The organism is Allobosea thiooxidans, assembly GCF_900168195.1.
Classification (GTDB): domain Bacteria; phylum Pseudomonadota; class Alphaproteobacteria; order Rhizobiales; family Beijerinckiaceae; genus Allobosea; species Allobosea thiooxidans.
This window is the reverse complement of record NZ_FUYX01000001.1, coordinates 149411-176362: the sequence shown is the minus strand read 5'-3', so window position 1 is coordinate 176362 and position 26952 is coordinate 149411. Positions and strand designations below refer to the sequence as shown.

27 protein-coding genes and 1 pseudogene are annotated in these 26952 nt (G+C 62.8%); 16 read left to right on the top strand and 12 right to left on the bottom strand.

What is annotated here, in order from left to right; all coding sequences use genetic code 11:
* Window positions 1-462 precede the first annotated feature (462 nt).
* The 4 genes from B5Y19_RS00870 to B5Y19_RS00855 form a co-directional block, all read right to left on the bottom strand.
* On the bottom strand, window positions 463-978 hold the full coding sequence (locus B5Y19_RS00870; RefSeq protein ID WP_079590967.1) for a hypothetical protein: 516 nt from the start codon (window positions 976-978) through the stop codon (window positions 463-465).
* 114 nt (window positions 979-1092) lie between these two features.
* Window positions 1093-1752, bottom strand: a complete 660-nt coding sequence (locus B5Y19_RS00865) for a methyltransferase family protein (protein ID WP_079590966.1) — start codon at window positions 1750-1752, stop codon at window positions 1093-1095.
* Window positions 1753-1773: 21 nt separating this feature from the next.
* Window positions 1774-2037 carry a DUF2933 domain-containing protein gene (locus tag B5Y19_RS00860; RefSeq protein ID WP_054211512.1) on the bottom strand — a complete coding sequence of 88 codons (264 nt, stop codon included), beginning with the start codon at window positions 2035-2037 and terminating at the stop codon, window positions 1774-1776.
* A 253-nt stretch (window positions 2038-2290) separates the two neighbouring features.
* Entirely contained in the window at window positions 2291-2563 is a 273-nt protein-coding gene (locus B5Y19_RS00855; protein WP_139384212.1) for a hypothetical protein, read from the bottom strand.
* A gap of 857 nt (window positions 2564-3420) precedes the next feature.
* Between B5Y19_RS00855 and B5Y19_RS00850 the strand changes: the two genes are divergently transcribed.
* Window positions 3421-4326: a Crp/Fnr family transcriptional regulator gene (locus B5Y19_RS00850; protein WP_244555437.1), complete on the top strand. Its 906-nt coding sequence runs from the start codon at window positions 3421-3423 to the stop codon at window positions 4324-4326.
* 14 nt (window positions 4327-4340) lie between these two features.
* Window positions 4341-4613 carry a hypothetical protein gene (locus B5Y19_RS00845; RefSeq protein WP_079590964.1) on the top strand — a complete coding sequence of 91 codons (273 nt, stop codon included), beginning with the start codon at window positions 4341-4343 and terminating at the stop codon, window positions 4611-4613.
* 145 nt (window positions 4614-4758) lie between these two features.
* Here B5Y19_RS00845 and B5Y19_RS25550 read toward each other — a convergent pair whose 3' ends face one another.
* Genes B5Y19_RS25550 through B5Y19_RS25540 form a run of 4 tightly spaced genes read right to left on the bottom strand, consistent with a single transcriptional unit; the run spans window position 4759 to window position 10544 of the window.
* Window positions 4759-5217 carry a hypothetical protein gene (locus B5Y19_RS25550; protein WP_139384211.1) on the bottom strand — a complete coding sequence of 153 codons (459 nt, stop codon included), beginning with the start codon at window positions 5215-5217 and terminating at the stop codon, window positions 4759-4761.
* On the bottom strand, window positions 5196-7124 hold the full coding sequence (locus B5Y19_RS00840) for a tyrosine-type recombinase/integrase (protein WP_079590963.1): 1929 nt from the start codon (window positions 7122-7124) through the stop codon (window positions 5196-5198). Before B5Y19_RS00840 ends, B5Y19_RS25550 begins: the two co-directional genes overlap by 22 nt.
* On the bottom strand, window positions 7124-9115 hold the full coding sequence (locus tag B5Y19_RS25545) for a site-specific integrase (RefSeq protein ID WP_139384210.1): 1992 nt from the start codon (window positions 9113-9115) through the stop codon (window positions 7124-7126). Before B5Y19_RS25545 ends, B5Y19_RS00840 begins: the two co-directional genes overlap by 1 nt.
* Window positions 9093-10544 (bottom strand): site-specific integrase, encoded by a 1452-nt coding sequence (locus B5Y19_RS25540; RefSeq protein WP_139384209.1) that lies wholly within the window; start codon window positions 10542-10544, stop codon window positions 9093-9095. The genes B5Y19_RS25545 and B5Y19_RS25540 overlap by 23 nt, the downstream gene beginning before the upstream one ends.
* Before the next feature lie 880 nt (window positions 10545-11424).
* Between B5Y19_RS25540 and B5Y19_RS00825 the strand changes: the two are divergent.
* Both B5Y19_RS00825 and B5Y19_RS25535 read left to right on the top strand, forming a co-directional pair.
* Window positions 11425-11928, top strand: a pseudogene (locus tag B5Y19_RS00825) (IS66 family transposase); the annotation flags it as partial.
* A 166-nt stretch (window positions 11929-12094) separates the two neighbouring features.
* Window positions 12095-12439, top strand: a complete 345-nt coding sequence (locus B5Y19_RS25535; protein WP_139384208.1) for a hypothetical protein — start codon at window positions 12095-12097, stop codon at window positions 12437-12439.
* A gap of 154 nt (window positions 12440-12593) precedes the next feature.
* Here the strand turns inward: B5Y19_RS25535 and B5Y19_RS00820 are convergent, their stop codons facing one another.
* Entirely contained in the window at window positions 12594-12845 is a 252-nt protein-coding gene (locus B5Y19_RS00820; RefSeq protein ID WP_055728896.1) for a hypothetical protein, read from the bottom strand.
* 134 nt (window positions 12846-12979) lie between these two features.
* On the bottom strand, window positions 12980-13297 hold the full coding sequence (locus tag B5Y19_RS00815; RefSeq protein WP_055728897.1) for a PepSY domain-containing protein: 318 nt from the start codon (window positions 13295-13297) through the stop codon (window positions 12980-12982).
* A 158-nt stretch (window positions 13298-13455) separates the two neighbouring features.
* Here B5Y19_RS00815 and B5Y19_RS00810 point away from each other — a divergent pair, with 158 nt between their 5' ends.
* The 8 genes from B5Y19_RS00810 (at window position 13456) to B5Y19_RS00775 (ending at window position 19873) form a co-directional block, all read left to right on the top strand.
* Window positions 13456-14250 carry a thymidylate synthase gene (locus tag B5Y19_RS00810; RefSeq protein WP_055728898.1) on the top strand — a complete coding sequence of 265 codons (795 nt, stop codon included), beginning with the start codon at window positions 13456-13458 and terminating at the stop codon, window positions 14248-14250.
* Complete coding sequence (locus B5Y19_RS00805) at window positions 14247-14729, top strand: GNAT family N-acetyltransferase (RefSeq protein ID WP_055728899.1); 483 nt, start codon at window positions 14247-14249, stop codon at window positions 14727-14729. Before B5Y19_RS00810 ends, B5Y19_RS00805 begins: the two co-directional genes overlap by 4 nt.
* A 4-nt stretch (window positions 14730-14733) precedes the next feature.
* Window positions 14734-15249 (top strand): dihydrofolate reductase, encoded by a 516-nt coding sequence (locus B5Y19_RS00800; protein WP_055728900.1) that lies wholly within the window; start codon window positions 14734-14736, stop codon window positions 15247-15249.
* A gap of 154 nt (window positions 15250-15403) precedes the next feature.
* Window positions 15404-16564 carry an FtsH protease activity modulator HflK gene (gene hflK / locus B5Y19_RS00795; protein WP_055728901.1) on the top strand — a complete coding sequence of 387 codons (1161 nt, stop codon included), beginning with the start codon at window positions 15404-15406 and terminating at the stop codon, window positions 16562-16564.
* Window positions 16561-17502: a protease modulator HflC gene (hflC, locus tag B5Y19_RS00790; RefSeq protein ID WP_055728902.1), complete on the top strand. Its 942-nt coding sequence runs from the start codon at window positions 16561-16563 to the stop codon at window positions 17500-17502. Before hflK ends, hflC begins: the two co-directional genes overlap by 4 nt.
* Before the next feature lie 18 nt (window positions 17503-17520).
* Window positions 17521-17712 (top strand): DUF2065 domain-containing protein, encoded by a 192-nt coding sequence (locus tag B5Y19_RS00785; RefSeq protein ID WP_055728903.1) that lies wholly within the window; start codon window positions 17521-17523, stop codon window positions 17710-17712.
* Window positions 17713-17846: 134 nt separating this feature from the next.
* Entirely contained in the window at window positions 17847-19364 is a 1518-nt protein-coding gene (locus tag B5Y19_RS00780) for a DegQ family serine endoprotease (protein WP_139384207.1), read from the top strand.
* 167 nt (window positions 19365-19531) lie between these two features.
* Entirely contained in the window at window positions 19532-19873 is a 342-nt protein-coding gene (locus B5Y19_RS00775; protein ID WP_055728904.1) for a DHCW motif cupin fold protein, read from the top strand.
* Between the two features lie 147 nt (window positions 19874-20020).
* On the opposite strand, the gene serB is transcribed toward B5Y19_RS00775, so the two are convergent.
* Window positions 20021-20908, bottom strand: a complete 888-nt coding sequence (gene serB, locus B5Y19_RS00770) for a phosphoserine phosphatase SerB (protein WP_055728905.1) — start codon at window positions 20906-20908, stop codon at window positions 20021-20023.
* Between serB and miaA the strand changes: the two genes are divergently transcribed.
* Window positions 20907-21848 carry a tRNA (adenosine(37)-N6)-dimethylallyltransferase MiaA gene (gene miaA, locus B5Y19_RS00765; protein WP_055728906.1) on the top strand — a complete coding sequence of 314 codons (942 nt, stop codon included), beginning with the start codon at window positions 20907-20909 and terminating at the stop codon, window positions 21846-21848. The two genes, serB and miaA, sit on opposite strands and share 2 nt — an antisense overlap.
* Here the strand turns inward: miaA and B5Y19_RS00760 are convergent, their stop codons facing one another.
* A complete protein-coding gene (locus B5Y19_RS00760; protein WP_055728907.1) occupies window positions 21849-23312 on the bottom strand; it encodes a GGDEF domain-containing protein in 1464 nt (487 codons plus the stop codon).
* Window positions 23313-23636: 324 nt separating this feature from the next.
* Here B5Y19_RS00760 and B5Y19_RS00755 point away from each other — a divergent pair, with 324 nt between their 5' ends.
* From B5Y19_RS00755 to B5Y19_RS00745, 3 genes are all read left to right on the top strand, one after another.
* Window positions 23637-25400 (top strand): acetolactate synthase 3 large subunit, encoded by a 1764-nt coding sequence (locus tag B5Y19_RS00755; protein WP_055728908.1) that lies wholly within the window; start codon window positions 23637-23639, stop codon window positions 25398-25400.
* Window positions 25401-25540: 140 nt separating this feature from the next.
* Entirely contained in the window at window positions 25541-26251 is a 711-nt protein-coding gene (locus B5Y19_RS00750) for an aspartate/glutamate racemase family protein (RefSeq protein WP_079590956.1), read from the top strand.
* Window positions 26248-26931 carry a glutathione S-transferase family protein gene (locus B5Y19_RS00745; protein WP_055728910.1) on the top strand — a complete coding sequence of 228 codons (684 nt, stop codon included), beginning with the start codon at window positions 26248-26250 and terminating at the stop codon, window positions 26929-26931. Before B5Y19_RS00750 ends, B5Y19_RS00745 begins: the two co-directional genes overlap by 4 nt.
* The last annotated feature ends 21 nt before the right edge of the window (window positions 26932-26952 follow it).

The following is a 26952-nucleotide window of genomic DNA, read 5'->3' as shown; positions in this document are numbered from 1 at the left end:
GAGGATATCGCGGGACAGCACATCGGCGGCGAGCATTTCGGTGGCCGCGAGGGTCGTCATTTCGCGACCGGGAATCTTTGATCGAGATTAAGGTCCAGTGCCGGGCGGGCTTTCTCGCACTGTCGCTGCCGCCGCAGGGATTGGTGAGGAGCAACCGCCGGCGTCGGGTGGTCCTCCTTCCGTCATGCTGCGATGGGAAGCGTTGCGGATGCACGATATCGTTTTCTCGCAACCTTGCTCCCTTTGTACGTGGAGGTCGCGGGGCGCCTACCTGCGCTTGGACCGCAAATCCGGGGCCACCGACCACAATGCAACTCTCCGAACCCGTCCTGTGCGGAGACGCTCCTCGAAAGCGGTCCCTCTACCGCTCGAGCGGAGTCCGCAGTTCGTTGTGTCCGCCGACCGAGTATCGGTTGGCGTTCCGTTGCTCACTTAGACTTGGATACAGACAGCTCGAAATTCTTAGGCAGCGGCGGAATTCCGAGGTTCGATAACGGGACCGGAGGGCCGCTCGCCTAGCTCTTCACGCTCGACTTCCGCGCGATCAGCGATCTTTTCCGTTGCACCTGCGATCCGCTTAATCGGCGTGATCACATCGGGGATATCGATCAGTGCAAGAAGCAAACCTGCGATCCAGAATATGTGCATGTGGGTGAACATGGCCAGCAGACCCAACACGCAAGTGACTTCTAACTGCACTTTATTGTGCGCGAGGCGATCGGGCAGCGCATGCAGTCGAAGATAGAGGATGCCAACCGCGAGGACGAAAAGAAGCAGAAACATGCCCATTGCAATCATGAGCCAGTCTGTCTCGCCGGGGGCCGTAATGAATGCCGGCAAGTGCGTGGAGGCTGCGGCTGGATGAACGGATTGGCCCACAAGCTCTCCTGTGCTGGAACCGATCAGCCCCCTAGGCAGATTCAGTGTGAATGCTAACGCATGCACGGTGATGCCGCCAGCGCTGACGAACGGCTGCATCCCGTGAAATCCGCGTCGGGCAACTCCGGGTGCGGCGGCGTGCCGGGCTATCAAGGTCGAAGCATTGCTCGCCGTTAGACCCTCAGATCAAACCACGCCGGGAACTCGATTTGGCTAGCGGCTCGTCGTTTCGGTCGGATGGGACGAAAGTCGCGGAAAGTAGCCGGGCACGTCCTGCATGTATCGCGCATAGGCCTCGCCGTGCTCGGCTAGTGCTTCCTGCTCCTCGTGCCGCGCGAGCCGCCAGTACATGAAGGCCAGGACGGGGAACATCGCGACCGTCAGCAGCGTCGGCCATTGCAGCAGGAAGCCGAACATCACGAGGACGAAGCCGACGTATTGCGGATGCCTGATCCGGGCGTAGATGCCAGTGGTGGCGAGCGTGCCGCGTCGCTGAGCCTCGTAGAGCACCCTCCAACCGGCCGCGATCAGCATGAAGCCGCCGCCGATGAACAGGAAGCTCAGCAGGTGAAAGGGGCCGAAATGCGGGTTCGCTCGCCAGCCGAAGAGTTCCTCAAGAAGATGTCCTGCGTCGTGGGAGAGCCAGTTGACGTCCGGATATCTGGACTGCAACCAACCGGATAGGAGGTAGATCGTCAGCGGGAAGCCGTACATTTCCGTAAAGAGGGCCAGGATGAAGGCGCTGAAGGCCCCGAATGAGCGCCAGTCGCGCGGCGATTTCGGCTTGAAGAAGCTGAACGCAAAAAAGATGAAGACTACGGAGTTCAGAAGAACAAGGGACCAAAGCCCGTAGGCGGGAACGTTGTCGTGCATGGGAGCGCTCCGGGAGCCTGATCAGTGTTCGTGCGGAGGCTGCCGCCAACCTGAGGACGGCTGGATTGATTGGTTGCCGTGGCCTCCATGTCTTCCATGCATGAACACATGAAGCAGCGGGCACGCGAGGAATATTAGCAACGGGAGCCAGCCGAGGAGATGGGCGCGGTGCTCCGCAATCAGATAGAAGGCAGCGACTGCAAGAAACCCGACGAGAGCGATCTTGAACGACGTGGATCGGCGCTTCTGATCCTGGGCGTTGGGGTGGTCTGCACTGTGTTCCATGAGGTCGCGTCCGCGCTGGAGACCATCGAGGGTAGGAGCTGCCTCTGCGGATCATCGTAGGGTCCCGGATCTGGCGGGCCACGGGAGCCTTCGACGTGCGGTGGCGTGATCCTGGCTCAACAGATGAGGCGAACCGGGACGCAAATCCTTGATCTCGGTTAAGCTGATGCGGCGAAGTGACTCAGCTTTCTGGAAGCCCGGACATGGCGTGCTCGGGCGGGATGTTCGAGTCGATCCTGCGCCCGGCGAAGCCTCAAGCCTTCGGCAGGACGTCAAATTCGCGTGCCAGCAGGGTCACAGGCCGTGAACAGGAGCCGAGCCGGATATCCACCCCGAACGCTGAAAGGCGGTTGCGATCGGCTTCATCGATGAAGCCGCATATGAGCTTGGTGATGCCGGTTGCGAGCACGAGGTCACAGGTGGCTTCGCCGGTTCGTTCGCAGTTCGCGCGGAACTCATGTTTCTGCGCTTCGTCAGGGTCGATCAGTAGCACCCCATCGCATTTGGCGAAGAACGGACTGAGCATCGCCTTGCGTCGCCCCCGCGCGACGAGCACTGCTATCCGGTGCCTTCGATCAATTCGGGGCAGGGCTATTGGTGCCATCCTTGGCCCGCGGGAGAAATCTTCTACACCGCAAGAGATCAGCACAGCCTTCTGCGCGACACCTTAATTTCGATCAATCGCGCATCCGGGCAGCGATTTCGACGTGGCCACGTGCAAGCAGCGCTTTTGACCTCGATCAAAGCAAACGGCATCCTGCCGTAGTGGAATGGATCGCATCGCGTATCTGGATCACTCGCCCCCCGGATCCGCGGCTGATGTTCGGCGCAAACGAACTTTCGACGGCTGTGGTGCGGATGTTCAGGTTCATTGCATTGGTTGTCGTCTGCATGGTCTCCCTACTGTGGCTGGGGGAAGCATCGTGGGCGCACGAGAACCGTGCGGCGCGAGAGCAGGTCAGTCCGGCGATGCATTCGACCGTCATCATGACGTCCGCGGGCGAAGATGGTTGTCTGCCCCGGCACGCTTGCTGCCAGACAGTCTGCGCGCAATGTCAGGTATCTCAGCATCCATATCGCTGTGACATCATTCGAGCGTCGCTTACGTCTGCGGTAATCGTGGTTTCTCTCGAAGATCACGTACACTCGGTTATTGTCGGTCGCGATCCGCCCGTCCCCAAAGGCCGCCTCCTTTAGGCCGCTGCGCTCGCATTCGGTGCGCCACCTGCCGACACAGGTCGGCCAGCGCACAATCGTGAGCCTTGTCGTGCCGACCGAGGGTGTCCGACGCGCTGAGCCGAGGAGCTCGGGATTTCATCCGGAGTGCTGATGGGCTGCCGAGGCAGCCACCGCAACGGGCCAGGTGCGCCCGGGAGGTGCAATATGAATTTGGATCGAGCGTCTTTTCCTGAGGAGATCGCCCGGTCGTTCCCTCGCCACGATTGGGAGAATATCGGGCGCGAGCGGAATGGACCGACCTTTTGCGAGTTGCCGTTGCGTGAACTTGATCGTAGCGCCGGTGCAGCGGTTAACGACTTGACCAAATGTCCCCGCCATAACTCGACGGGCGTCGATGGCGCATCGTGGTCCGCAGCCGCCGCACCTTCGTTAACAGAGGGGTATCGGTTGTTGCCGCGCCACCGGTCGGGCGATCGAAAGATCGAAGCAGGCCGCGACCTCTTCAGCGTTGGGTCGACGGGCAACGCCATCTTCAATCTGATCGATGGCTGGGTGGCCCTCTATACCCAGCTTGAGGATGGCAGGCGCCAGATCGTCCAGTTCGCGCTACCCGGTGCCATACTGGGGGTCCTGCCATCAAATCGGTCGCAGGCAACGTTTGGGGCGTTAGCGCTAACCAGCGTCGTGGTGTCCGTGATCCCTAACTCAATGCTAGCGACACTGTCCCGCGATGAGCCGGAGCTGACCATGCGTCTGGCGCGCTCGCTGGCCCGCGATTGCAGCCTGGCGTTTGATCACCTGACGAGCATCGGGCGCCGGTCCGCGCGAGAGCGGGTCGCCCACCTCATATTGGAGCTGTTTACCCGCTACCGTGCTCAATGGCCGGGCAATCGCATCGAGGAAATGCCGCTCCCGCTCACGCAGGAGCAGATCGGTGACGCGACGGGGTTGACGTCAGTCCACGTCAATCGGGTCCTCAGCACGCTGCGGAAGGAACGCATCGTCGAGTTCCACTATCGGCGGCTTCGGATCCTTGATCCCGATAGGCTGATTGAGGTGGCGGGAGTCGAACCGGAAATGGCCACGGCCTGGCTCGAGCAAGGGCTGTAGCCAATGAATGATCATTGACCGCCATCTTGCGAACGCCGATGTCGATACTGCCGCGGGCGGGCGTTTCAAAAGCGCAACCGCGTTTCTGCCCGCTCGGCAGCGCGCTGGCGGTTCTGTTCGTCTCTTCCGCCCGGGCGAGCGGCGCGTCGTCGTTGCCCAGGCACGGACGCAAGGGCGGGACGGTCATCACCCTGAGGTCGAGCGAAATCGTTGAATACATGCTGACGATGATGGCGAGCTCCAAGGTTAACGTTTCATGGGCTGCGGAGGGTAGCGTCGTGAATTAGGATATGCGTGGACGTGACGATCACACCGAAAACCAACGACGCCTATGCCTAGATCAAACGCATGATCTAAACGGGTGCGTGCTCAGTCGGTCACTTTCTGATCCGGTTGAGTACGGCCCTGATACCTTGGGCAGCCACCATTGCGCTACCGCTTATGATTAAAATTGCGGATATTCCCAAATTCAGCTTGTTTTGCACGAATCACTCTGGATTGGTCGCGCATGCGATGAAACCAGATATTGAAATGCCTCGCAAGTTTTCGGTACCTATCCTCCCAGTATTTTGCTTCAAGTTTGGCTTTATCCAGTTCTGATTGCTCGATATTCTCACCTGGTTCTGGTTCTAGTTTTTCCCATTTTTCATTTATCTTTTCAATCCTGCGTTGGATTGTAGGTTTAGTAGTGTCTTTGTGTTTGGGGCCATAGAGGAATTTTTCGCCTACGCCCGCTCGGGTTTGAACATGTTTCAGGTCGAGTGGTTCAGCGAGGCGGCGGATGTCGCGCTCGACGTCCTCAAGAACGGCGTAGATTGCGTTGAGCTTGTCGTTTGTCCGCGCTTGAGCCGATTGTCTCAGGCCATCGTTCAGTTTGCGATTGTTGGACATGCATCAATCCCCAAAATCATCCGCTTCAGCGTGGTCGGCATCCCAGGAAAATCATCCAGTCGGACGGCCAATTCTGGCCAAGCACGAATCTGATCACGGCACTGCGCTCCCCAATATGTTTGCTGAAGCAACGACCAAGACGTCCACTTCTGAGCGATCCTCCGCGTCATGAAGAAGACGACCTCGCGTCGATGAGCTTCCTGCACTTGCCAGGTGCAAGCGGCTGAGCATCGAGCGGGATCTGCCAGGCGATCTCCTGATGTTGTCGCGCAGGCGCCTCTGGCATTCGCGGGCTTCATGCAGAGGACGCCTGGCATAACAGGGATAGGCAACATGTTCTGTCGGAGCATCTCTTCAACGAACTCATCGATCGTTTTGCCTACGTCAATTTCGGTAATGTCGGTGGCAAAGAGTTCGCTGAAACGCCGCTCCATTTCCTTTCCGTGTCTTCCTCCGAGCCTAGGCCCGCCAAAAACAGAGAGACTTTCAAGCAAGGTTTTTCCCGTTTTTCTTACTTCATCGAGTGTTAAGTCGCGTATTTCTTCTCGTATGAATGGGGACGCCAGAATGTATCGGGCGGTCATTGAGAGGCTTGCGTGACCGAATAGTTCCTTTAGGTGAATTGATGCGTTAGTAAAAACGCGAACGGCAAGGGCTGCGACAGTTTTTCGCCACCTGTGCCCTGTCAATTCGATGTCCAAATTGTGAAGCTCGCAGAATCTTCTGAGGACGGTTTTGTTCCAGCGCTTCGTGATATATGGTCTCGACTCTCCAGGTGGCGTGAATAAATACTCTCCCGGAATCCCTAGCGCATGACGAACTTCCTCTAAGGCGGCTGAAATAGCAATGAGCTTTGGATGAGCTTTTACTGCTCTCTGGCGCCCTTGTAGACTGAGCACCGTCTTATACGTTGTAAAATTCAGCAGCAATTTCCTCGTGTCGAATATCGCCTCCGATTGATCTGTGCTTATGAATCCGGTCTTTATTGAAAGTAGTTCTGATACTCTCAATCCTGCGTGAAACGAGATAAAATTGCTGCACGAGGAGTAAACAAGCCCGCACAGATTATGCAAAAGTTGTCTTCCGCCGAGCATTTTTGAAAGCTTTAAGCCGCATGGTAAGTTAGATCTTGCCCAAATCAGTACCTCATGCCTTCGAGATTCAGGGTCTCTCCGGAGGTAATCGATCCATTTGGCGATGTCGTGAACGTGGTCCACGTAGAATTCGGATACTCGGATAATCTCCGAGACATTCAAGTCACTAATGGGTTGCCATCCGCGAGGACCTGACAAGTCGGGAAAGGTCTCGGTGGGTGGCGAAATCTCAAAATCTAGGTCGAGAAGACCCTCACTAATAAGACCATGGCGGCAAGCGCATAGAAGGTCTGTGAAGGTGGTCGCGAGGTTGTCAAAGGCGTTTGCAGATGGCTCGATCATTGCCAGCGTCTCCGCCAGCACTGCCGGATTCACTTCCCTTAAAGACCGGCATCCGCATCGTTTGAAGGCAACGAATAAACGGCGCAGCGGTTGCAGTAGGCTATAGACGCCTGTTGGTCGCAGGTGGCGTACGCGCGTACGCTCGGAAGTCAATATCCCGCGACGGTATGTAAGGGCAATGAGCGCCTCCTTGAGCTGCCGAATCAAAATGGCGTCGGTGACTGGGGATAAAGAAAGTCGAGTCCCATCCGGAAAGGTGCCATGCCCCAGGAAATCTAAGAAAAGACAATTGCGGTTGTTTTCAGAAGCCCACGTCGTGGGGTACTCCCAAGTGTCATCCCTAAATTGAGATAGAGGAGTTGTATGAAGTTCATCTTGGTATGGTGGTTTAGATGGCATAGAATTTCGGGCATGCACCACCCACATTCGAGAATCTTCGAACTCAGTAAACCACGGGGTCGTTTCATTCATCAGATGGATCCAAAAAAAAGATCGGGCTCTCTTTCCATTTCTGACTTTGCTGCCTCAAGAGCTTTGTTAACGGTTGCGGTAGGCCATCGAGTAAGAAGTTCTCGACAACGATTTATGCGGCTCTCCAACGAGCTGCCTTCGGTTGACTGAAGGCTTAATCTTTCATGCAGTCGTTCTGCATTTATCAATTCGCGACAGACGTATTCGACGCTGTCTGCGAACCAACGTGCGTGAGGGCACCCGTCAATGCAGTCTTGCAATTGGCAAACTCCCGCAGCATCTCTGGCGAAATTTTGGGGCGGATTCTCTGGGTCGGCGCACCGATTGCCCCATCGTGCTCGATTTTCCTGATTTGTCAGGTTGTCAATCTGATGCGAGGTGAGGCCCTGTTGCTTCAGGATCGCCCGCACCCTGTCGGTGTTAAAGTCGCCTGATTGGATCAAGCTGAGCGAGGCATCGAATACCCGGACGGCGTCGTCCCAAACCCTCTCTTGTGTCAGTCTTCGACGAACATAGAGGGCGGTCGTTTCTCGATCTGTGTGATTTGCGACAATCTGTGCAACAAATAAATTCTGCCCGGATGTTTCATAACTGAAGAGTATTGTTGCATCGCGTAGATCCCTCACGCCCGCGCCTGAGCCGCATCGTTGCAAAAATGCCTGAATTCCTCGGTGTTGACCGTTTCTAATTTCCCAGTATAAGGAAGTTATTCCTCTCTCGTTTTTATATATAAAAATGTCGTCCTTGATCTGCGATAGCTTATTCAATTCATCTTCATCGGATTTATCAAGCTTACCTTTCTGAAGAATGGCGTTCAATTTTCTATGTATTTCCTTTCGTAATGCGAGCGTTAAATAGTCCAAATATTTGAGTAGGCGATATGGATGCGACCAAGGTCGTTTTGATGACGGGACTTTGACAACAGCGCTGGATTGGAGGCGGTTGCTGCGGCCACGCGTCTTGTATGAGACAACGTAGACATGGTCCTCCCCGGTTCGTCCGCTCAACCGAAATGGAAACGGCTCGACCCAGGCGCGGGTGCGCAATGCTGCGACAGTGGATAGATTCCAACCGGTACGAAGCATAAGAAGTACGATGAACGGAGCCATGTCATCCGCCCACGGGAAGAACCACCGTAGGTGGCCCATCCAACCCACCATTCTCTGGATTGTCCCGTCGGGTGCGACGTATTCTGCTGCTGGCCGTCCCTCAAGACCGCGGAGCAATGTGTTTCGGCCGAGATTGCGGCGTAGGTCTTCGAAAGAATGGATCTCTCTCTTCAGCAGGCGCTTTATGACCCACGCTCGGTTTTCCACTTGTTGCCAATCGCCATGTCGTCCGCCTGCGTTGCGGTGGGGGTCGTGGCCAGATCCTGCAAGACGATGTGCCTCTTGGGTCCGGCGCTTGACGATTCCGATCTCGAATTTCGCTTGATTGACGATCTTTCTCGCCTCCGCCTTTGACAAGGTGTCGCCAGGCGTGGGGAGATCGTTGTCGTGAAAGGGGTTACTCGGAATCAGGCTAGGGGAGGCGCCTACAGCGCGCAAAACTCGTATGAAGAATCGCATCGCGGTTGCAAGCGAGCTTTGCGGCTGCCCCGGGAGAACCAACCATGCGGCGAAAGTGTTGCAGAAATGATCATCGATTTCTGCTGCCGTCTTGGGTGGAATGGCCTGAAATGTATCGGAGTACCATAGAATATATCGCTCGATATGCCTCAGCTTTGCCTTGTATGAATCAACGGTCTCTGGGGATGCATTCATAAAAATATTTCTGATCCCGCGAGAGTTATTCCCAAACAAATGCACGCGATCAAGAATATCGAGTTGAATGCTCGATGTTCTTGACACCCCATGTCCGATGCTGGCAGAAATAACGAGCGGATGCCTCCCCTGTCCTGGGTCGGGCGGCGAGGCAATATTCGCGATATTGGATTGAGATTCCGAGAAATCTCCTTTTCTGTATCTCCTAGACATCAAGCTGAACTTCATCCAGGAATTGGTTCCACGTTTGATGGGCTGACATTCGGATCCAACCTTTGGCGACCTGTTCGAGGTACTTTTTGGTCGATTTGGCTTCCGAATGCCCAAGATCAGATTGTATAGTAAGAAGAATCGTGCTCCCGTGCTCCAATATAAGCTCGGGTGGAATAGAATTCCTGTCGTATCCTCGATCTTGACCTTCTTTAATTATTGCTGCTTCCAAAAAATAGCAGGCATATGCATGCCGCATAACGTGGGGCGTAAGACGTAATGGTGACTTGATCGCGTGATTGGCCGCGTCGAAGGCTTCCCAGATTGCATGGTACGACATTTTTTGCTGAAATCTATTTAGGTAAACGTGCGCGGAATCTTCGTTACTGCGACGCGCTCCGTTGATGTAGGCCCACATGGCTAGGAGGAGCTTGGGCGGAAGATGTGCCAGGCGAACCTTGGGGCCCTTTCCAATAATCCGATAGTTGCACTGGTAACCGTAGTCCAATCTGCTGCCGGGAGTTGATTGGCGATCCCAGCCCGAGCCTGGCTTCAGTTTCCATTCCACCATCTCCAGTGGCGGTATTACGCCGATCATTCGATCGTCACCCAAAGACCATTCGAGTGTTAGCGGTTGATCTGACCAGCTCGGATGTACGTGCCACTTCGACCGATCCATACAGCGTTGGTGAACGCGCCCTGGGATCAGTGTGTTCTCGATGACCTCCGTTGCACGCATGCCGGTTTCGAACATTTGCAGCGCGATCAGCCTGTGCGGCCCGGGTGCCAAAGCCGAAAAGAACGCGTGGAGATGGGGCAAAGTCGGTAAAGGCTGATTGCCTGGCGACTTTCGAAACGCTCGAGCGGCGACTGGGACCGAATTTGTAACCGCCTGTTGCAGCTCCCTGCGATACGAGAGCAGGCAGGCGTCCTTCGAAAGAGTAATCGTTTGAAGAGCGGGCTCGTAATCGAAATTCGTGACAAAGCCGTTGTCCGCCATCCACTTGAAGCAGCCTAAGGCATGGCTGATTTTTGTCCGGACTGTCTCAGGGGCAATGGGCGACGGCGACTTCGTTCTGAAGAAGTTTTCTGACCAGTATCCGCGAATAAGCGCATCCTGGTACATCTCAAGGATGTGCCAGCTTTTTAGTTGATCCCATCTGATGGTGCCCTGCGTTGGATGAGCTCTTTCTGTTTCACCCCAGGTCAACAGGTCCGCGAGATTATAAGCGATCTTGCGACGTGCCTCCCGGTCGAGAGGGCGCAGGCGAACACGCGGAGCGGCGCCGTGAAGAGCGGAGACTTTTCCGCGCGCTCTTTCGAAGATGAAGGCGTTGATGCCATCGGGAAATTCCTCGTCGCCAGTCATGATGAAGGGAACGCCGATGAGGTGCGCGCGTTTTGGTACGCGAGCGACCTCGTTCCCCGGCCAATGGACCGTGGCCATGGTGAAGTCTCCATACTTGCAGATCGGCAAGCTTGCTTCCGGGACGATTGAGGTCCCTGGCTCGCTACCCTGTCACCGGTCGAGCGAGTTCGAGGGAACGCTAACTGAGACTGGTCGCACTGGGCTCGTCGCTAAGGAGTGTGCCGCAAGCGAGTGGCGGTCTGTTGGTCTTGGCGGCTTCGTCACTTGGTTTTCCCCTGGTCGAACAATCTGTGATTGTACATACGTTGGGCAAGGGGTAGCAGAGAATGAGTGACAAGGCAAGCGTTGTGATTTCTAACCAATTGATATTGCAATCGAATCCTTGAATTCAAAAGTCGGTCTTTGCAAATGAATCCTACAACTAATGGGCGAATCCTGGGCGCGCCGGTTGGGATTCAGGGAGGAGCTTTCGGGGACGAATCCCCAGAATGCGGGATTGAATCCCAACTCGCCGAGATAGCGGTCTGGTGAGCGCCATACCCGCTCCTACAGACTTTTCTCGATGGATCTCGCGCGGAGCCCGATCGCCGTCCGCGCGCCTCTAGCTCGCACCTGTCTTTGACGCAGGTGCCTCTTGTGGTGAGTGCCGCGGCGACCATCCCAAGCCGCAGCAGGCGTACGCTTCCGGAAATCTTGACTTGGCAATCTCGCGCCGTGAACGGAGAAAGGAGCGTAAGCGGCGTCCCGGCCCCACCTTTCGGGATGGGGCATGAGCGTTGATGTTCCGAGCCTGGAGGGCTTGGACATATGACGATTTCAGAGCTTACGCTTAAATCGAGCGTCGAGATCGACGAGCCGGTTAGGCGGTTTGAGGTGCGGGGCGCCGTCGGGACTGGTCTGCCGAGGACAAGGCGCGATCGTGGCGGAGAGCTTCGAGCCTGGCGCGAGGGTGAGCGTTGTCGCCCTCCAGCGCATCGCCGAGTTCTATCGCATCGAAGCCGCGATCCGTGGCCATGATGCCGATGCACGTCGGGTAGCGCGCCCGGAAAAGAGCACGCCGATCCTCGAGGCCATGGAGCCATGGCTGCGCGAGAAGCTCAGCCTGATCAGCCAGAAGACGAAGCTCGCCGAGGCCATCCGCTATGCGCTCTCGCGTTGACAGGGCTTGAGCCTCTTCCTCGCTGACGGCTGCGTCGAAATCGACTCCAACACCGTCGAGCGCTCGATCCGGCCGCTCGCCCTGACCAGGAAGAATGCGCTCTTCGCCGGCTCCGACGGCGGCGCGGAGCATTGGGCCGTCATCGCCTCGCTCCTCGAAACCGCAAAGCTCAACGGTGTCGAGCCGCCCGCCTATCTCGCCGACGTCATCGCCAGGATCGTCAGCGGCCATCCCAACAGCCGCATCGATGAACTGCTGCCTTGGGCCTATCCGGCTCAGGCCGCCCTCAGGGACGTGGCCTGACGACGACGCTTACAAAGGAGCTAGGGGGGCGAAGCGAGTACTGACGGAGGCAAGCGACTTCCCTGGTCGAGAAACGACCAGCCCAGACATGACTTGAAGCTCGTCACCGGTCGAATTCGGAATGTGGTCAACTTGCAAAAGCTCGGCTGAACCGAGGGAGGCGTGCATGGGCCCAAGCGTCTCAAAAGGCAGCGCCAAACTCAACCTGCGCATCCCGATCGAAGGCGCAAGAGCTCAAATGGCGAACCTAACGGTCCAAGCCGAAACCGTACGGATACTGCTGCGCGGTGAGCTCTTCACTTCGCTGACGTTTCTCGAGGGCTCTACAATCAGTGGCTGGATAACAATGCCGATTGGGCTCGATCACCAACTCCCAGCTCCGATGTCGCGCTATGGCCGGCTGCGCAACCCCGACCAGCTTCGCCGGCCACTCGACGGTCGCGCCAGAAAGCAGCACCAAGCAAGCCCAGTGAAGATTGCAAACGGATTGTGTCGACTACACAATTTCTGAACCTAAGGTACCGCCCCCGGGTCCGAAAGGCTTATTACGAAGTCCGTTTATCGCCATAGCCGCTCTTGCGAGCGGCACCTGCGAATATAGGCGCAGCCTTTGCGCGGCGAAAGAGTGCACCGCCGATTTCGACAGCTTGTGCGGCTTTCCGGCCTCAATCGAGAATCCGACCATTTCTGATGTCGATGTCGATGATGATCACCTCGTCGTCGACAGTCCGGCCCGCGACCTCCCAGCGGTCGCCGGAGCGCGTGATCTGCTCGACATGGACGAGCCCGGCCCGCCAGGCGATGTCGCGCGCCCGCTGCTCGGAAACCAGATCGTTCTGGCCGTGGGCCGCCCGCGCGATCCCGCCGCTCAGCGCCAGCGCGATCAACAACCCGATGATGGCACCGTTCCTGCGCATCGTCATATCCCCTGCGAATCGGGGAGCGATGTGCTGCGTCGAATGCGGCGGGTTTGGGGACGCGCGCCCTCACGGCGCGTCGCAATGCCGTGAGGGCGCCCAAGTCACTTGCGCTCAAGTCACTTGCGGCCAGCTCACTTGCGGTCGGCACGCGCCGAGGCCGGGCGCTCGCGCTCCATCCGGATGATGACGCCGTCGCTGGCGCGCAGCTTGATCTCGATCTCGGCGCCGGTGCTGTCCCGGCCCTCGACCTTCCATTCGTCGCGCTCGAGGCTGATCTCCTCGACCCTGACGACGCCGTTCTCGGCGGCGATGCGGCGCGCCTGCTCCATCGAGACGGCCGGCTGCTGCGATGGGGCGGAGGGGCCGGGTGCCTGCGCCTGTCCGGGATGGGGCAGCACCCAGAGCGGACAGGCGACGGCCAGGGCCAGGAACGGTGTGCGCGACAGCATGGAAGGGCCCTCCTGCGGGATCTCGGGAAGGCAACAGGAGGGGCTGGAATATTGTTCCGGCCAAGGCGCCGCCCGGCAAAGCCTGGGGACGGGGACATGGCGGAGGAGGCCAAGCGGGCGCCGAGCCGCTATGCTCGCGCGCCTCGCAGAGATTCGCCATGCGCCAGTACCACGACCTGCTTCAACGCGTCCTGACAGAAGGCGTCCGCAAGGACGACCGGACCGGGACCGGAACCCTCGCCGTCTTCGGCCACCAGATGCGCTTCGACCTGTCGGAGGGGTTTCCGCTCGTCACGACCAAGAAGCTGCATCTGAAGTCGATCATCCATGAGCTGATCTGGTTCCTGCGCGGCGACACCAATGTGCGCTACCTGCGCGAGAACGGCGTCACCATCTGGGACGAGTGGGCCGATGAAAACGGCGATCTCGGCCCGGTCTACGGCCGGCAGTGGCGCAGCTGGGCGGCCCCGGACGGGCAGGTGATCGACCAGATCGCCTGGGTGGTGGACGAGATCCGCCGCAATCCCGATTCGCGCCGCCTGATCGTCTCGGCCTGGAACCCGGCCGATATCCCGAAGATGGCGCTGGCGCCCTGCCATTGCCTGTTCCAGTTCTTCGTCGCCGACGGGAAGCTGTCCTGCCAGCTCTACCAGCGTTCGGCCGACGTCTTCCTCGGCGTGCCCTTCAACATCGCGAGCTATGCGCTGCTGACCCATATGATGGCGCAGGTCACGGGGCTGGGCGTCGGCGACTTCGTCCATTCCTTCGGCGATACGCACCTTTATGTGAACCATCTCGATCAGACGCGGCTGCAGCTTTCGCGCGCGCCGCGCGCGCTGCCGAAGCTTGCGCTCAACCCGGCCGTGACGCGGCTCGAGGATTTCCGCTTCGAGGATGTGACGATCACGGATTACGACCCGCATCCCACCATCAAGGCTCCGATCGCCGTATGACGCTCAACATCCGTTCCGCCCGCCCCGGCGAGGCCGGGCTCGTGCTCGCCTTCATCAAGGAACTCGCCGAGTACGAGAAACTGCTGCACGAGGTCGTCGCGACCGAGGCCGAACTCGATGCGGCGCTGTTCGGGCCGAATCCGAAGACGTTCTGCGACATCGCCGAATGGAACGGCGAGCCGGTCGGCTTCGCCGTGTGGTTCTACACCTACTCGACCTTCAGCGGGCGGCACGGCATCTGGCTGGAGGATCTCTACGTCCGGCCGGGCCAGCGCGGGCGCGGCATCGGCAAGGGGCTGATCGCCGGGCTGGCGCGGCGCTGCGTCGAGGAGGGCCTGCCGCGGCTGGCCTGGTGGGTGCTGAACTGGAACGAGCCCTCGCGCGTTTTCTACCGCGCGCTCGGCGCCACGGCACAGGACGAGTGGACGGTGAAGCGGCTGGAGGGAGAGGCGCTGAGACGGCTGGGAACGGAGGGCTGAAGCGATGGAGAAGCGCCCGGTCGTGCTGATCGCAGCCGTGGCCGACAACAATGTGATCGGCGACGACAACCGGCTGATCTGGCGGCTCAAGAGCGACCTCAGGCATTTCCGCGAGCTTACGCTCGGCCGCCCGGTGCTGATGGGGCGCCGGACCTTCCTCTCGATCGGCAAGCCGCTGCCGGGGCGTGAGATCATCGTGCTGACCCGCGACCCCGATTTTTCCGCCGACGGCGTCAGGATCGCGCATTCGCTCGACGACGCACTGGAGCTGGGCCAGCGGCTCGCCGCGGCGAGCGGGGCCGATTCCGTCGTGGTGGCGGGGGGCGCGGAAATCTACCGCCAGGCGCTGCCGCTGGCCGACCGGCTGGAGCTGACGCAGGTCCATGCCAAGCCATCAGGCGATGCGCTTTTCCCCGACTGGGAACGCGACGCCTTCGTCGCCGGCGCGAGCGAGCACCACCCGGCCGATGCCGAGAACGAGCACGCTTTCACCTTCGCCACCTACCGCAGGCGCGGCTGATCGCCGCTTTCCATTCACGATGAATGGCTTGCGCCGTTGACGAATCCGTGTCCCATGACCAACTCAGCCCAGCGTCTTCAGCCGAAGACGCTGACAAGCGGCCGTCATTCGCCTATGGCTCGGCCTCGATAGAACGGAAGGGAACGGCTCGGGTATGCCTTGGAGCAATCAGAGCGGCGGTGGCAGCGGCGGGGGAGGTCCCTGGGGTCAGCGCGGTGGCAGTGGTGGCGGCGGCCCGTGGGGCGGTGGCTCCGGCGGCGGCAACGGCAATCCGCCCGATCTCGAGGAGATCCTGCGGCGCAGCCAGGACCGGCTGAAGAATCTGGTTCCGGGCGGCAATATCGGCGGGCGCGGGCTCGCCCTCGGCATCCTGGTGCTGATCCTGATCTGGCTCGGCTCCGGCATCTATTTCGTCCGACCCAACGAGGTCGGCCTCAACGTCGTGTTCGGCCGCTTCGCCGGCAAGACCGGCGAGGGCGCCAACTGGAACTGGCCCTATCCGATCGGCCGCGTGATCAAGCCGCAGGTGACGAACGTCATCACCACGGAAGTCGGCTTCCGCACCGTCGAATCGGTCCGCACCTCGCGCCAGACCGACGTCACCGAGGAAAGCCTGATGCTGACGGGCGACGAGAACATCGTCGACATCGACTTCATCGTGCAGTGGCAGATCGATCCGGCCGTGCCGGAGAACTACGTCTTCAACATCCAGGATCCGTCGGGCACGGTGAAGGCCGTGGCCGAGAGCGCGATGCGCGAGATCATCGGCCGGCGCAACATCCAGCCCGTGCTCACCACCGACCGCGGCGCGATCGAGACCGAGGTGCGCCAGCTGATGCAGGAGACGCTCAACGGCTACAATGCCGGCGTGCAGATCCGCCTCGTCCAGCTGCAGAAGGTCGATCCGCCGCAGCAGGTCATCGACGCCTTCCGCGACGTCCAGGCGGCGCGCGCCGACCAGGAACGCCTGCGCAACGAGGCGCAGACCTATGCCAACCGCGTCGTGCCGGAATCGCGCGGCCGGGCGGCCCAGCTCGTCCAATCGGCTGAAGCCTTCAAGGAGCAGACCGTCGCCGAGGCGCGCGGTCAGGCGAGCCGTTTCAATGCGGTCTACGAGCAGTACAGGAACGCTCCGGACGTGACGCGCGAGCGTCTCTTCCTGGAGACGATGGAACGTGTGATGGGCGGGACCGACAAGATCATCCTCGACAACCCCGTCGGCGGGCAGGGCGTGGTGCCCTATCTGCCGCTCGACCAGCTCAATGCCGGCCGCCAGGTTCCGGCCGTGCGCCAGCAGGGAGGGGCTACGCGATGAACGGCTCCGTGTTTCGCGCGGCCCTGCTCGTCCTGGTCGTGGCCGCCGCGGCGGTGCTCTACGCCTGCACCTTCGTGGTCTCGCAGACCCAGTCGGCCATCGTGCTGCGCCTCGGCGCGGTGCGCGCGGTCAAGACCGCGCCGGGCCTCTACTTCAAGTGGTTCGCGCCGATCGAGACGGTGACGCTGCTCGACAACCGCATCCTCGATCTCGACCTGCCGGCGCAGGAAATCATCGCCTCGGACCAGAAGCGTCTCGTCGTCGATGCCTTCACGCGCTACCGCATCTCGGATCCGCTGCGCTTCTACCAGGCGGTCAACAACATTCCGCGCGCGAACTCGCAGCTCGCCTCGATCGTGAACGGCAACGTTCGCTCGGTGCTGGCGGAAGCGACCTTCATCGCGATGGTGCGCACCGAGCGCTCGCGGCTGATGAACCGCATCCGCGACGACGTGAACCGCGAGGCCGCGCGCTTCGGCATGACGGTCGTCGACGTCCGGCTGCGGCGCGTCGACCTGCCGACGGCGAACTCGGCCGCGGTGTTCCAGCGGATGCAGACCGAGCGCCAGCGCGAGGCGGCGGAAGCGCGCGCTCTCGGCGGCCAGCAGGCGCAGGAGATCCGCGCAAGGGCGGACAGGGACGCGACCGTGATCGTCGCCGAGGCGCAGCAGCGCTCCGACGTGATCCGCGGCGAGGGCGAGGCGGAGCGGAACAAGGTCTTCGCCGAAGCCTTCGGCAAGGATCCCGAGTTCTTCTCGTTCTACCGCTCGATGCAGGCCTATGAGGCGAGCATCAAGGCGGGAGACACGCGGATGGTGCTGACGCCGGATTCGCCGTTCTTCCGCTTCTTCAACGGCCCGAACGCGCAGCGCCAGGGCGGGCCGCAGCAGGGCAGCGGAGCGACGGCACCCGCCGCGCCCGCGCCGGCACGGCCCTGATCGGAGCGAGCGACGCCGATGTTCGATTTCATCGCGGCGCTCGGCCTGGTCTTTGCTATCGAGGGCATCCTTTTCGCCGCGATCCCGCATCTGGCGAAGGATGCCCTGCGCAGCGCCGCGGAGACGCCGGCGGACCGGATGCGGCTCATCGGCCTCGGCTCGGCCGTGCTGGGCGTGCTATTGGTCTGGCTCGCGCGCGGAAGCTGGTAGATTGTCGGAAGCGGGCACGCGATCGTGTTCGATGACATGATCGTGCGTCGCCCTTCCGCCGCATTTCGGAGTTCAATCATCGGATGCGCGCTGCCTGCATCGACCGGCCGCATCCTTCCGACATGAGGACCCATATGGCATCTAAAACCGTTTCCGCAGTCCGGCCCGCCCGTATCGCCCTCGCGGCCGGCATCGCCGGCCTGGCGCTGCTGGCCTCGCCGGTACTGGTGCCGGGACAGGCGCAGGCCAACACGCCGCTGCTGCAAGGACAGACCTCGCTCGCCGACCTCGTCGAGAAGGTCATGCCGGCGGTGGTCAACATTTCGGCGGTCACCACAAACGACCAGAAGGGGCGCAACCTGCCGCAGCTGCCGCAGCTCGGCCCGGACACGCCCTTCGGCGACCTGTTCGAGGAATTCTTCAACCGCCGCAACCAGCAGGGCGAGCGCCAGGCGCCGCAGCAGCGCCGCTCGCAATCGGCCGGCTCCGGCTTCGTGGTCGATCCGTCCGGCATCGTCGTGACCAACAACCACGTCATCGGCGACGCCAACGAGATCACGGTGGTGTTCGGCGACGGGCTCAGGCTCAAGGCCGAGGTCATCGGCAAGGACACCAAGGTCGACCTCGCCGTGCTGCGGGTGAAGCACGACAAGCCGCTGCCCTTCGTCAAGTTCGGCGATTCCGACAAGATGCGGATCGGCGACCCGGTGATGGCGATCGGCAACCCGTTCGGCCTCGGCGGCTCGGTCTCGTCCGGCATCGTCTCGGCGCGCAACCGCGACATCAGCCAGGGTCCCTACGACACCTATATCCAGACCGACGCAGCCATCAACAAGGGCAACTCCGGCGGCCCGCTGTTCAACATGGCGGGCGAGGTGATCGGCATCAACACCGCGATCCTGTCGCCGACCGGCGGCTCGGTCGGCATCGGCTTCGCGGTGCCGTCGTCGCTGGCCGTGAATATCGTCGATCAGCTCAAGGAGTTCGGCGAGACGCGGCGCGGCTGGCTGGGCGTGCGCATCCAGAGCGTCGACGACGCCACCGCCGAGGCGCTCGGCCTCGGCACGGCGCGCGGTGCCCTCGTGGCCGGCATCGACGAGAAGGGCCCGGCCAAGCCGGCTGGCCTCGAGACCGGCGACGTCATCGTCAAGTTCGACGGCAAGGAAGTGAAGGATTCGCGCGACCTGCCGCGCATCGTCGCCGCCACGCCGGTCGGCAAGGACGTGCCGATCGCGGTGATCCGCAAGGGCAAGGAAGAGGTCAAGACGGTCAAGCTCGGCCGCCTCGAGGATGGCGAGAAGGTGCAGTCGGCTTCGGCCAACAAGCCCGCCGCCGAACCGGCCAAGCCCGCCGTGACGAGCGCGCTCGGCCTCGAATTCTCGCCGCAGACGGATGAGCTCCGGAAGCGTTACTCGATCAAGGACGGGCTCAAGGGCGTCGTCATCACCAAGGTCGACGGCAATTCGAATGCCGCCGACAAGCGCATCCTCGTCGGCGAGCTGATCGTCGAGGTCGGCCAGGAGCCGGTGAACTCGCCGCAGGACGTGACCAAGCGGCTCGAGGCGCTGAAGAAGGAAGGCAAGAAGTCGGCTTTGCTGCTCGTCTCGAACGGGCAGGGCGAGGTCCGCTTCGTCGCCGTCGCGATGAACTGAGATCGGCGACAGCTGCAGAATGCGAGAGGGCGGCCCGGCAGGGCCGCCCTTTTTCATGCCGTGAATGCGGACCAGAGGTCCGGGGATCGCGCTGGCGCAGCGTGCCGGAACACGGCTAGAGCTTCTCCATGCCGCTCGGGACATCCGCCCGCGCCGGGAGAGGCCAGATGAAGATCAGCGAAATTCCCTTCGTCACCACCGACTGGTCGACGATTCCGCCCGAGCGCCATGCCGGCGACAGCGGCGAGGCGATCTGGCGCGTGCAGTATTTCGGCCCGGCGGAGAACCGCATCCGCGTCCGCATGGTCGAGTACTCGCCCGGCTACGTCGCCGACCACTGGTGCTCGAAGGGGCACATCATCCTGTGCCTGGAGGGGGAGATGGAGACCACGCTCGCCGACGGGCGGGTGATGCCGCTCAGGGCCGGGATGAGCTATCAGGTTGCGGACAATGCCGAGGCGCACCGCTCCACGACGAAGACCGGCGCGAAGCTCTTCATCGTCGACTGATCAGCGCTTTCCAGAAATACGCGTTATCCCGGGCGACCGCAGGGAGGCCCGGGGCCCATTCCGGAACCTTCATCGGAAGCGCTCAGGAATGGATCCCGGATCTTCGCTTCGCTTCGTCCGGGATGACCCGCGTTCTATGTGGGGCGGTCAGCTCCGGACGATCTGGTCGCCCGTATAGCCCTGGGCGTAGAGCAGGGCGGTGAGGTCGGCGTGGTCCAGCCGCGCATCCGCTGCCGCCGCGACGGCGGGCTTGGCCCGGAAGGCGACGCCCAGCCCAGCCTCTCCGAGCATGGCGAGGTCGTTGGCGCCGTCGCCGACGGCGAGCGTCGTCTCAGGGGCCAGGCCGAAACGGGCGCGCAGCCCGACGAGGGCGTCGAGCTTGGCCTGCTTGCCGAGGATCGGATCGGCGACCTTGCCGGTGAGGATGCCGGCATCGGCCAGCAGCGTGTTGGAGCGATGCTCGTCGAAGCCGATCGTCGCGCTGATCGGCCCGGTGAAGACGGTGAAGCCGCCGGAGACCAGCGCGGTATAGGCGCCGTTGGCACGCATCGTACGGACGAGCTCGCGCCCGCCGGGCGTCAGCGTGATGCGGTCCCGGATAATCTCGTCGACTACGGAGAGCGACACGCCCTTGAGCAACGCGACGCGCTCGCGCAGCGCCGGCTCGAACTCGATCTCGCCACGCATCGCCCGCTCGGTGATGGCGGCGACGTGCTCCTTGAGGCCGACGACGGCGGCGAGCTCGTCGATGCACTCCTGCCCGATCATGGTCGAATCCATGTCGGCGAGGAACAGCGCCTTGCGGCGCGTGGCCGCCGGCTGGACGATGACGTCGATCGCCGCGCCCTCCAGCGCCGCGCGGATCTCGGCTTCGAGCTTGCGCGCGTCGGCGGCATCCGCGAAGAGGTCGGCAGCGACCGCACCGTCGAGCACCGCGGTGCGGGCGGTGCCGGGAACGGCGCGGGCGAGGCGGGCCAGCAGGGCTTCGCCGACCAGCGCCTGGCCGTGGGCGGATACGAGTGTGGCGACGAGCATGCGAGGACCGGTGGGGCAGGCTGAAGGACAGGTCAGGGCGGTGCTCATCGCAGGTCCGACCGCCAGCGGCAAGTCCGCGCTGGCGATCGAGATCGCGCGCCGCACCGGCGGCACCGTCGTCAATGCCGATTCCATGCAGGTCTATGCCGATCTGCGCGTTCTGAGCGCACGGCCGAGCGAGGCGGAGGAGGCGATGGTGCCCCACCGTCTCTACGGCCATGTCGACGGCGCCGTGAACTATTCGGCGATGCGCTACGCCGGGGACCTGGCTGACCTGCTCGACGAATTGCGGGCGAAGGGCTCGCTGCCGATCCTGGTGGGCGGCACGGGGCTCTATTTCAAGGCGGTGACCGAGGGCTTCTCGGCGATGCCGGCCGTTCCGGAGAGCGTCCGGGCGGAGTTCCGCGCCCATGCGGAAGGGCTCGACACGGGCGCGCTCCATGCCGAACTCGCCGCCTGCGACCCGCAGATGGCGGAGCGGCTGAAGCCGAGCGACCGGATGCGGATCATGCGGGCGCTCGAAATCTTCCGCGCGACGGGGCGCTCGCTGGCGAGCTTCCAGGGCGAGCGCGAGCCGGGGCCGCTCGGCGAAAATGGGCAGCTGCGCCTGTTCATCCATCCCGAGCGCGAGGCGGTGCGGCGGCAGATCGACCAGCGTTTCGAGGCGATGATCGCGGCCGGGGCCTTGGACGAAGTCGCGCGCCTCAAGGCGCGCGGGCTCGACCCGCTGCTGCCGATCATGCGTGCCCATGGCGTGCCGGGGCTGATCGCCCATCTCGACGGCGAGATCAGCCTTGCGGAGGCGATCCGGCGCGGACAGGCCGATACGCGCGCCTATGCCAAGCGGCAGGTGACGTGGTTCCGCCACCAGATGGCGGGCTGGCGCGCGGTGGCGCCGACGGAGGCCCTGGACGCGGCGCGGGCCGCGCTCGCCATCTGATCAGGCGGCGGCCGCGACGGTTGCGGGCGGGGCGAGGCCGAGCCGGTTGCGGCCCTCGTTCTTGGCCCGGTAAAGCGCCTGGTCGGCGCGCGCGGTCAACGAGGCCAGGCTTTCGCCCGGCTGACGCGCCGCGACGCCCAGGCTCGCCGTCACCCGCAGCGCCAGGGTTTCGGAGACCGGCATCGCGCGGGCGAGCAGCGCGTCCTGGATTTGCCGGGCACTGGCCGCCGCCGCCGCCAGGTCGGCGCCCTGAAGCAGGATGCCGAATTCCTCGCCGCCGAAGCGGCCGATGAGGTTGCGCTCGTTGCGAAGCTGCCCGAGCAACAGATCGGCGAAGGCGCGGATCACCGCATCGCCGGCCGGATGTCCGTAGGTGTCGTTGACCTGCTTGAAGTGGTCGAGGTCGACGATGACGAGCGCCATCTCGGTCTCGCTCGCCTCGCAGGCGGCGATGGCGGCATTGGCCTTCTCGGTGAAGGAGCGGCGGTTGAGCAGCGCCGTCAGCGGGTCGGTCTCGGCGAGCCGGCGCAGCTCCCGCTCGCGCTCCTCGCGCAGGTCGATCTCCTCGGAGAGGGCGCGCCTCGTCGCGCGCTCGCGGCCGATCTCGAGCGCAAGCGTCGCCGCGCGCATCTGCAGGGTGTGGTTGGCGACGGTCAGGTCGGTGATGTCGGTCAGGGTCAGCAGCAGGCCGTCGCCGAGCGGCGCGATCGCGACCCGCAGCCAGATCGCTCGGCCGTCCCGGGTGAAGGAGGTCTCGAGCAGGTCGGAGCGTTGCAGGTCGATGGCGCGGCGGCAGCGCTGCCAGACCAGAGGGTCGGACAGGAAGGGCAGGCTCTCGCGGCCGTCGGTGTCGAGCAGCGTCATGCCGGGATTGCCGCTGAGCGCGGCGGCGCGGCTGTTGGCGGTGACGATGACGGCCTGCTCGATCGCACCGGCTGCGTCGCGGATCGCACGCAGGGCGACGATGCCACAAGGAGAGGTTTCCAGCACGGCGTTGAGCAGGTCCTCGCGGAACTGCAGCGGGCGGCTGAAGGCGATGACCAAGCGGCGCCCGTCCGCGGCCAGCGTCGGCAGCAGCAGCCGTTCCCAGAGCGCGACCCGCACCGTGCCGTTCGAGCGATGCACCGTGTAGAGCGCCTCGCCCTCGGCCAGCGCCTGGTCCAGGCAGTCGATGGTGAAGCGGGCGACCTGCGGCCGCATGCCCGAGACGCACTCGCCCAGCCGGTTGGCGCCGGAATAGCGGATGATCTCGCGCCCGAAATGGACCCAGCGATAGTCGCCGTCGACTGCGGGCTCGAGGACCATCAGATCCTCGCCGAATGTCGGCAGGAGCTCGGCGGCGAGCGCTTCATAGGCGACCGGCGATCCGCCGCGCCGATGCAGCACGAACCGATCGAGGATTTCGGCAACCTCCGGCGCGTGGCTTCGCGCGGCGATGTTCTCGCTGTGGACCTCGTAATACATATCCGTCCCGTTTCGAGCGCGGCGGACCGTAAGCGGCGCGGATTGAGAAAGTCTTCCGCGGGGAGGCGACATTCCGGGCCCCGCCAGCGACCGAATGGTAACCATGTTAGCGCTTGACCGGCTGGACGCGCTCCGCTAGCGTTCGGCAACTTTCGTCAAGGATCGATCGCGCAATGCGCAAGTTCATTCTCGTAGAGGTGCGCTGGTAGGGGCCGGTTTCAAGACCGGGCGTCCCCGACGCCAGCGCACGCCCAGGCCCCTCCGAGGGCCTTTTTTATTGCCCGCATTCCAGACAGATCAGAAGACCAGCCGCAGGAGAGCGTAATGAGCGAGATGATGACCGGCGCCGAGATGGTCGTCCGCGCGCTTCAGGATCAGGGTGTCGAGCACCTGTTCGGTTATCCGGGCGGCGCCGTACTCCCGATTTACGACGCCATTTTCCAGCAGGACAAGGTCAAGCACGTGCTCGTCCGCCACGAGCAGGGTGCGGTCCACGCCGCCGAGGGCTATGCCCGCTCCGGCGCGGGCAAGGTCGGCTGCGTGCTTGTCACCTCCGGCCCGGGCGCGACCAACGCCGTCACCGGCCTGACCGACGCGCTGCTCGACTCGATCCCCCTCGTCGTCATCACCGGCCAGGTGCCGACGCATCTGATCGGTTCGGACGCCTTCCAGGAATGCGACACGGTCGGCATCACCCGCTCCTGCACCAAGCACAACTACCTGGTGAAGAGCATCCACGACCTGCCGCGCGTGCTGCACGAGGCCTTCTATGTCGCGGCCAACGGCCGGCCCGGCCCCGTCGTGATCGACATCCCGAAGGACATCCAGTTCGCGACCGGCACCTATAGCCGCCCGCGCGACAACCAGCACAAGACCTACCGCCCGGTGGTCAAGGGCGACCTCGCCAAGATCAAGGCGGCGGTCGAGCTGATCGCCGGCGCCAAGAAGCCGATCTTCTACACCGGCGGCGGCGTCATCAATTCCGGCCCGCAGGCCTCGGCGCTGCTGCGCGAGCTGGCGCGGCTGACGGGCTATCCGGTCACCTCGACTCTGATGGGGCTGGGTGCCTTCCCGGCGGCCGACAAGCAGTGGCTCGGGATGCTCGGCATGCACGGCACCTACGAGGCCAACCTGGCGATGCATGACTGCGACGTCATGATCAATATCGGCGCGCGCTTCGACGACCGCATCACCGGGCGGATCGACGGTTTCTCGCCGCGCTCGAAGAAGATCCACATCGACATCGACCCGTCCTCGATCAACAAGACGGTCAAGGTCGACATCGGCATCGTCGGCGACTGCGCCCATGTGCTCGAGGACATGGTCCGGATCTGGCGCGAGACCGGCGCGCAGACCGACAAGACCGCGCTCGCCGCCTGGTGGACGCAGATCGAGGGCTGGCGTGGCCGCAAGAGCCTCGCCTACAAGCAGTCGGACACGATCATCAAGCCGCAATACGCCATCGAGCGGCTCTACCAGCTGACCAAGGATCGCGATCCCTTCATCACGACCGAGGTCGGCCAGCACCAGATGTGGGCGGCGCAGCACTTCCACTTCCAGGAGCCGAACCGCTGGATGACCTCGGGCGGGCTCGGCACCATGGGCTACGGGCTGCCGGCAGCGATCGGCGTGCAGATGAAGAATCCGAAGGCGCTGGTCATCGACATCGCGGGCGAGGCCTCGATCCTGATGAACATGCAGGAGATGTCGACGGCGGTGCAGTATCGGCTGCCGGTCAAGATCTTCATCCTCAACAACGAGTACATGGGCATGGTGCGCCAGTGGCAGGAGCTGCTGCATGGCGGGCGCTACTCGGAAAGCTATTCGGAGTCCCTGCCGGACTTCGTGAAGCTCGCCGAGGCCTATGGCGGCCACGGCATCCGCTGCGACGACCCGGCCAAGCTCGACGCCGCGATCATGGAGATGATCGAGACGCCGAAGCCGGTGATTTTCGACTGCATCGTCGCCAAGGAGGAGAACTGCTTCCCGATGATCCCGTCGGGCAAGGCCCATAACGAGATGATCCTGCCCGATTTCGAAGGCGATACCGGCCAGATCATCGACGCCAAGGGCAAGCAGCTCGTCTGACGAAGCATCGTCATGCTCGGGCTTGACCCGAGCATCTCAGGCAGAATGAGGCGCCAGATGGCGCCTCCTCGTCAGGAGATTCTCGGGTCGAAGCCTGCTTCGATCCGAGAATGACGGCAGCGGTCCGGGAAGGAAACACCATGGCCACAATCGGTCTGATCGGCGGGATGAGCTGGGAGTCGACCGCGGTCTACTACCGGCTGCTCAACGAAGGCGTGCGGGCGCGCGGAGGCGGGCTGCACTCGGCCGACGTGTTGCTGCACTCGCTCGACTTCGCGCCGATCGCCGAGATGCAGGCGCGCGGCGACTGGGCCGCGGCCGGGGCGGCGCTGGCCGAGAGCGCCCGCCGGCTCGAGCGCGCCGGCGCTTCCTGCCTGCTGCTCTGCACCAACACCATGCACAAGGTCGCCGACCAGATCACCGCGGCGACCAGGCTGCCCTTCCTGCACCTGGCCGATGTGACGGCGCGGGCGGTCCTTGCTTCCGGGGCGCGCCGGCCGCTGCTGCTGGCGACCCGCTTCACCATGGAGCAGAACTTCTATCGCGGCCGGCTGCAGGCCTTCGGCGTCGAGGCGCTGGTGCCGCAGCCGCAGGAGCGGGACGAGGTGCACCGCATCATCTATGAAGAGCTGTGCCGGGGCCGCATCGAGCCGGCCTCGCGCGAGCGCTACCGCGCCGTCGTCGAGCGGGCGGTGCGGGAGGAGGGGGCCGACGGCGTCATCCTCGGCTGCACCGAGATCGGGCTTCTGGTCTCGCAGGACGATTTCGCGGTGCCGGTCTTCGACACCACCGCCCTGCATGTCGCGGCGGCGCTGGACTATGCCTCCGAAGTGGAGACCGTGGCCGCATGAAACTGCTGATCGGCAACAAATGCTATTCGTCCTGGTCGCTCAGGGCCTGGCTCATCATGCGCGCCAAGGGGATCGGCTTCACCGAGAAGCTCGTCCCGCTCGACGAGCCCGGCTTCAAAGCGACGATCTTCGCTGATGCTCCGGGCAGCGGCGGCACTGTGCCGACGCTGGTCGACGGCGATGTCGCCGTCTGGGAAACCCTGGCGATCGTCGAGTATCTGCACGAGACGCATCCTCAGGCGGGGATCTGGCCCGGAGACAAGGCTGCGCGCGCCCATGCCCGTGCGGCGTCCAGCGAGATGCATGCGGGCTTCACGGCGCTGCGCAGCGCCTGCCCGATGAATCTCGGCAAGCGCTTTTCCGCGCGCGACCGTGGCCCGGCCGTCGCCAGCGATGTCGAGCGCCTCACCGCGCTGTGGCGGCAGGCGCGCGAGCGCTTCGGCGCGGCGGGTCCGTTCCTCTACGGCGAATTCTCGGCGGCGGATGCGATGTATGCGCCGGTCGTCACCCGGCTCGACACCTACGGCATCGCCGTCGATGCGGTGGCGCAGGCCTATATGAAGGCCGTCCTCGCGCTGCCGGCCTATCGCGAATGGCTCGCCGCCGCGCTGGCCGAGCCCTGGATCGTCGCGCAGGACGAGGTGGACGAGCCCGCCCTCGTCGATCTGCGCCGGTCCTGAATCCTTCCCATCCATCTTCTG

Bases quoted from the DNA above. Each gene is read 5' to 3' on its own strand.
- B5Y19_RS00855 (WP_139384212.1), bottom strand. From the start codon at position 2,563: ATGCTCAGTCCGTTCTTCGCCAAATGCGATGGGGTGCTACTGATCGAC.
- B5Y19_RS25545 (WP_139384210.1), bottom strand. From the start codon at position 9,115: ATGAAGTTCAGCTTGATGTCTAGGAGATACAGAAAAGGAGATTTCTCG.
- B5Y19_RS00810 (WP_055728898.1), top strand. From the start codon at position 13,456: ATGCGCCAGTACCACGACCTGCTTCAACGCGTCCTGACAGAAGGCGTC.
- B5Y19_RS25540 (WP_139384209.1), bottom strand. From the start codon at position 10,544: ATGGCCACGGTCCATTGGCCGGGGAACGAGGTCGCTCGCGTACCAAAA.
- B5Y19_RS00755 (WP_055728908.1), top strand. From the start codon at position 23,637: ATGAGCGAGATGATGACCGGCGCCGAGATGGTCGTCCGCGCGCTTCAG.
- B5Y19_RS00860 (WP_054211512.1), bottom strand. From the start codon at position 2,037: ATGGAACACAGTGCAGACCACCCCAACGCCCAGGATCAGAAGCGCCGA.
- B5Y19_RS25550 (WP_139384211.1), bottom strand. From the start codon at position 5,217: ATGTCCAACAATCGCAAACTGAACGATGGCCTGAGACAATCGGCTCAA.
- B5Y19_RS00785 (WP_055728903.1), top strand. From the start codon at position 17,521: ATGTTCGATTTCATCGCGGCGCTCGGCCTGGTCTTTGCTATCGAGGGC.
- B5Y19_RS00800 (WP_055728900.1), top strand. From the start codon at position 14,734: ATGGAGAAGCGCCCGGTCGTGCTGATCGCAGCCGTGGCCGACAACAAT.
- B5Y19_RS25535 (WP_139384208.1), top strand. From the start codon at position 12,095: ATGGGCCCAAGCGTCTCAAAAGGCAGCGCCAAACTCAACCTGCGCATC.
- B5Y19_RS00805 (WP_055728899.1), top strand. From the start codon at position 14,247: ATGACGCTCAACATCCGTTCCGCCCGCCCCGGCGAGGCCGGGCTCGTG.
- miaA (WP_055728906.1), top strand. From the start codon at position 20,907: ATGCGAGGACCGGTGGGGCAGGCTGAAGGACAGGTCAGGGCGGTGCTC.
- B5Y19_RS00780 (WP_139384207.1), top strand. From the start codon at position 17,847: ATGGCATCTAAAACCGTTTCCGCAGTCCGGCCCGCCCGTATCGCCCTC.
- B5Y19_RS00775 (WP_055728904.1), top strand. From the start codon at position 19,532: ATGAAGATCAGCGAAATTCCCTTCGTCACCACCGACTGGTCGACGATT.
- B5Y19_RS00760 (WP_055728907.1), bottom strand. From the start codon at position 23,312: ATGTATTACGAGGTCCACAGCGAGAACATCGCCGCGCGAAGCCACGCG.
- B5Y19_RS00840 (WP_079590963.1), bottom strand. From the start codon at position 7,124: ATGAATGAAACGACCCCGTGGTTTACTGAGTTCGAAGATTCTCGAATG.
- serB (WP_055728905.1), bottom strand. From the start codon at position 20,908: ATGCTCGTCGCCACACTCGTATCCGCCCACGGCCAGGCGCTGGTCGGC.
- B5Y19_RS00745 (WP_055728910.1), top strand. From the start codon at position 26,248: ATGAAACTGCTGATCGGCAACAAATGCTATTCGTCCTGGTCGCTCAGG.
- B5Y19_RS00815 (WP_055728897.1), bottom strand. From the start codon at position 13,297: ATGCTGTCGCGCACACCGTTCCTGGCCCTGGCCGTCGCCTGTCCGCTC.
- B5Y19_RS00750 (WP_079590956.1), top strand. From the start codon at position 25,541: ATGGCCACAATCGGTCTGATCGGCGGGATGAGCTGGGAGTCGACCGCG.
- hflK (WP_055728901.1), top strand. From the start codon at position 15,404: ATGCCTTGGAGCAATCAGAGCGGCGGTGGCAGCGGCGGGGGAGGTCCC.
- B5Y19_RS00850 (WP_244555437.1), top strand. From the start codon at position 3,421: ATGAATTTGGATCGAGCGTCTTTTCCTGAGGAGATCGCCCGGTCGTTC.
- hflC (WP_055728902.1), top strand. From the start codon at position 16,561: ATGAACGGCTCCGTGTTTCGCGCGGCCCTGCTCGTCCTGGTCGTGGCC.
- B5Y19_RS00820 (WP_055728896.1), bottom strand. From the start codon at position 12,845: ATGCGCAGGAACGGTGCCATCATCGGGTTGTTGATCGCGCTGGCGCTG.
- B5Y19_RS00870 (WP_079590967.1), bottom strand. From the start codon at position 978: ATGCAGCCGTTCGTCAGCGCTGGCGGCATCACCGTGCATGCGTTAGCA.
- B5Y19_RS00865 (WP_079590966.1), bottom strand. From the start codon at position 1,752: ATGCACGACAACGTTCCCGCCTACGGGCTTTGGTCCCTTGTTCTTCTG.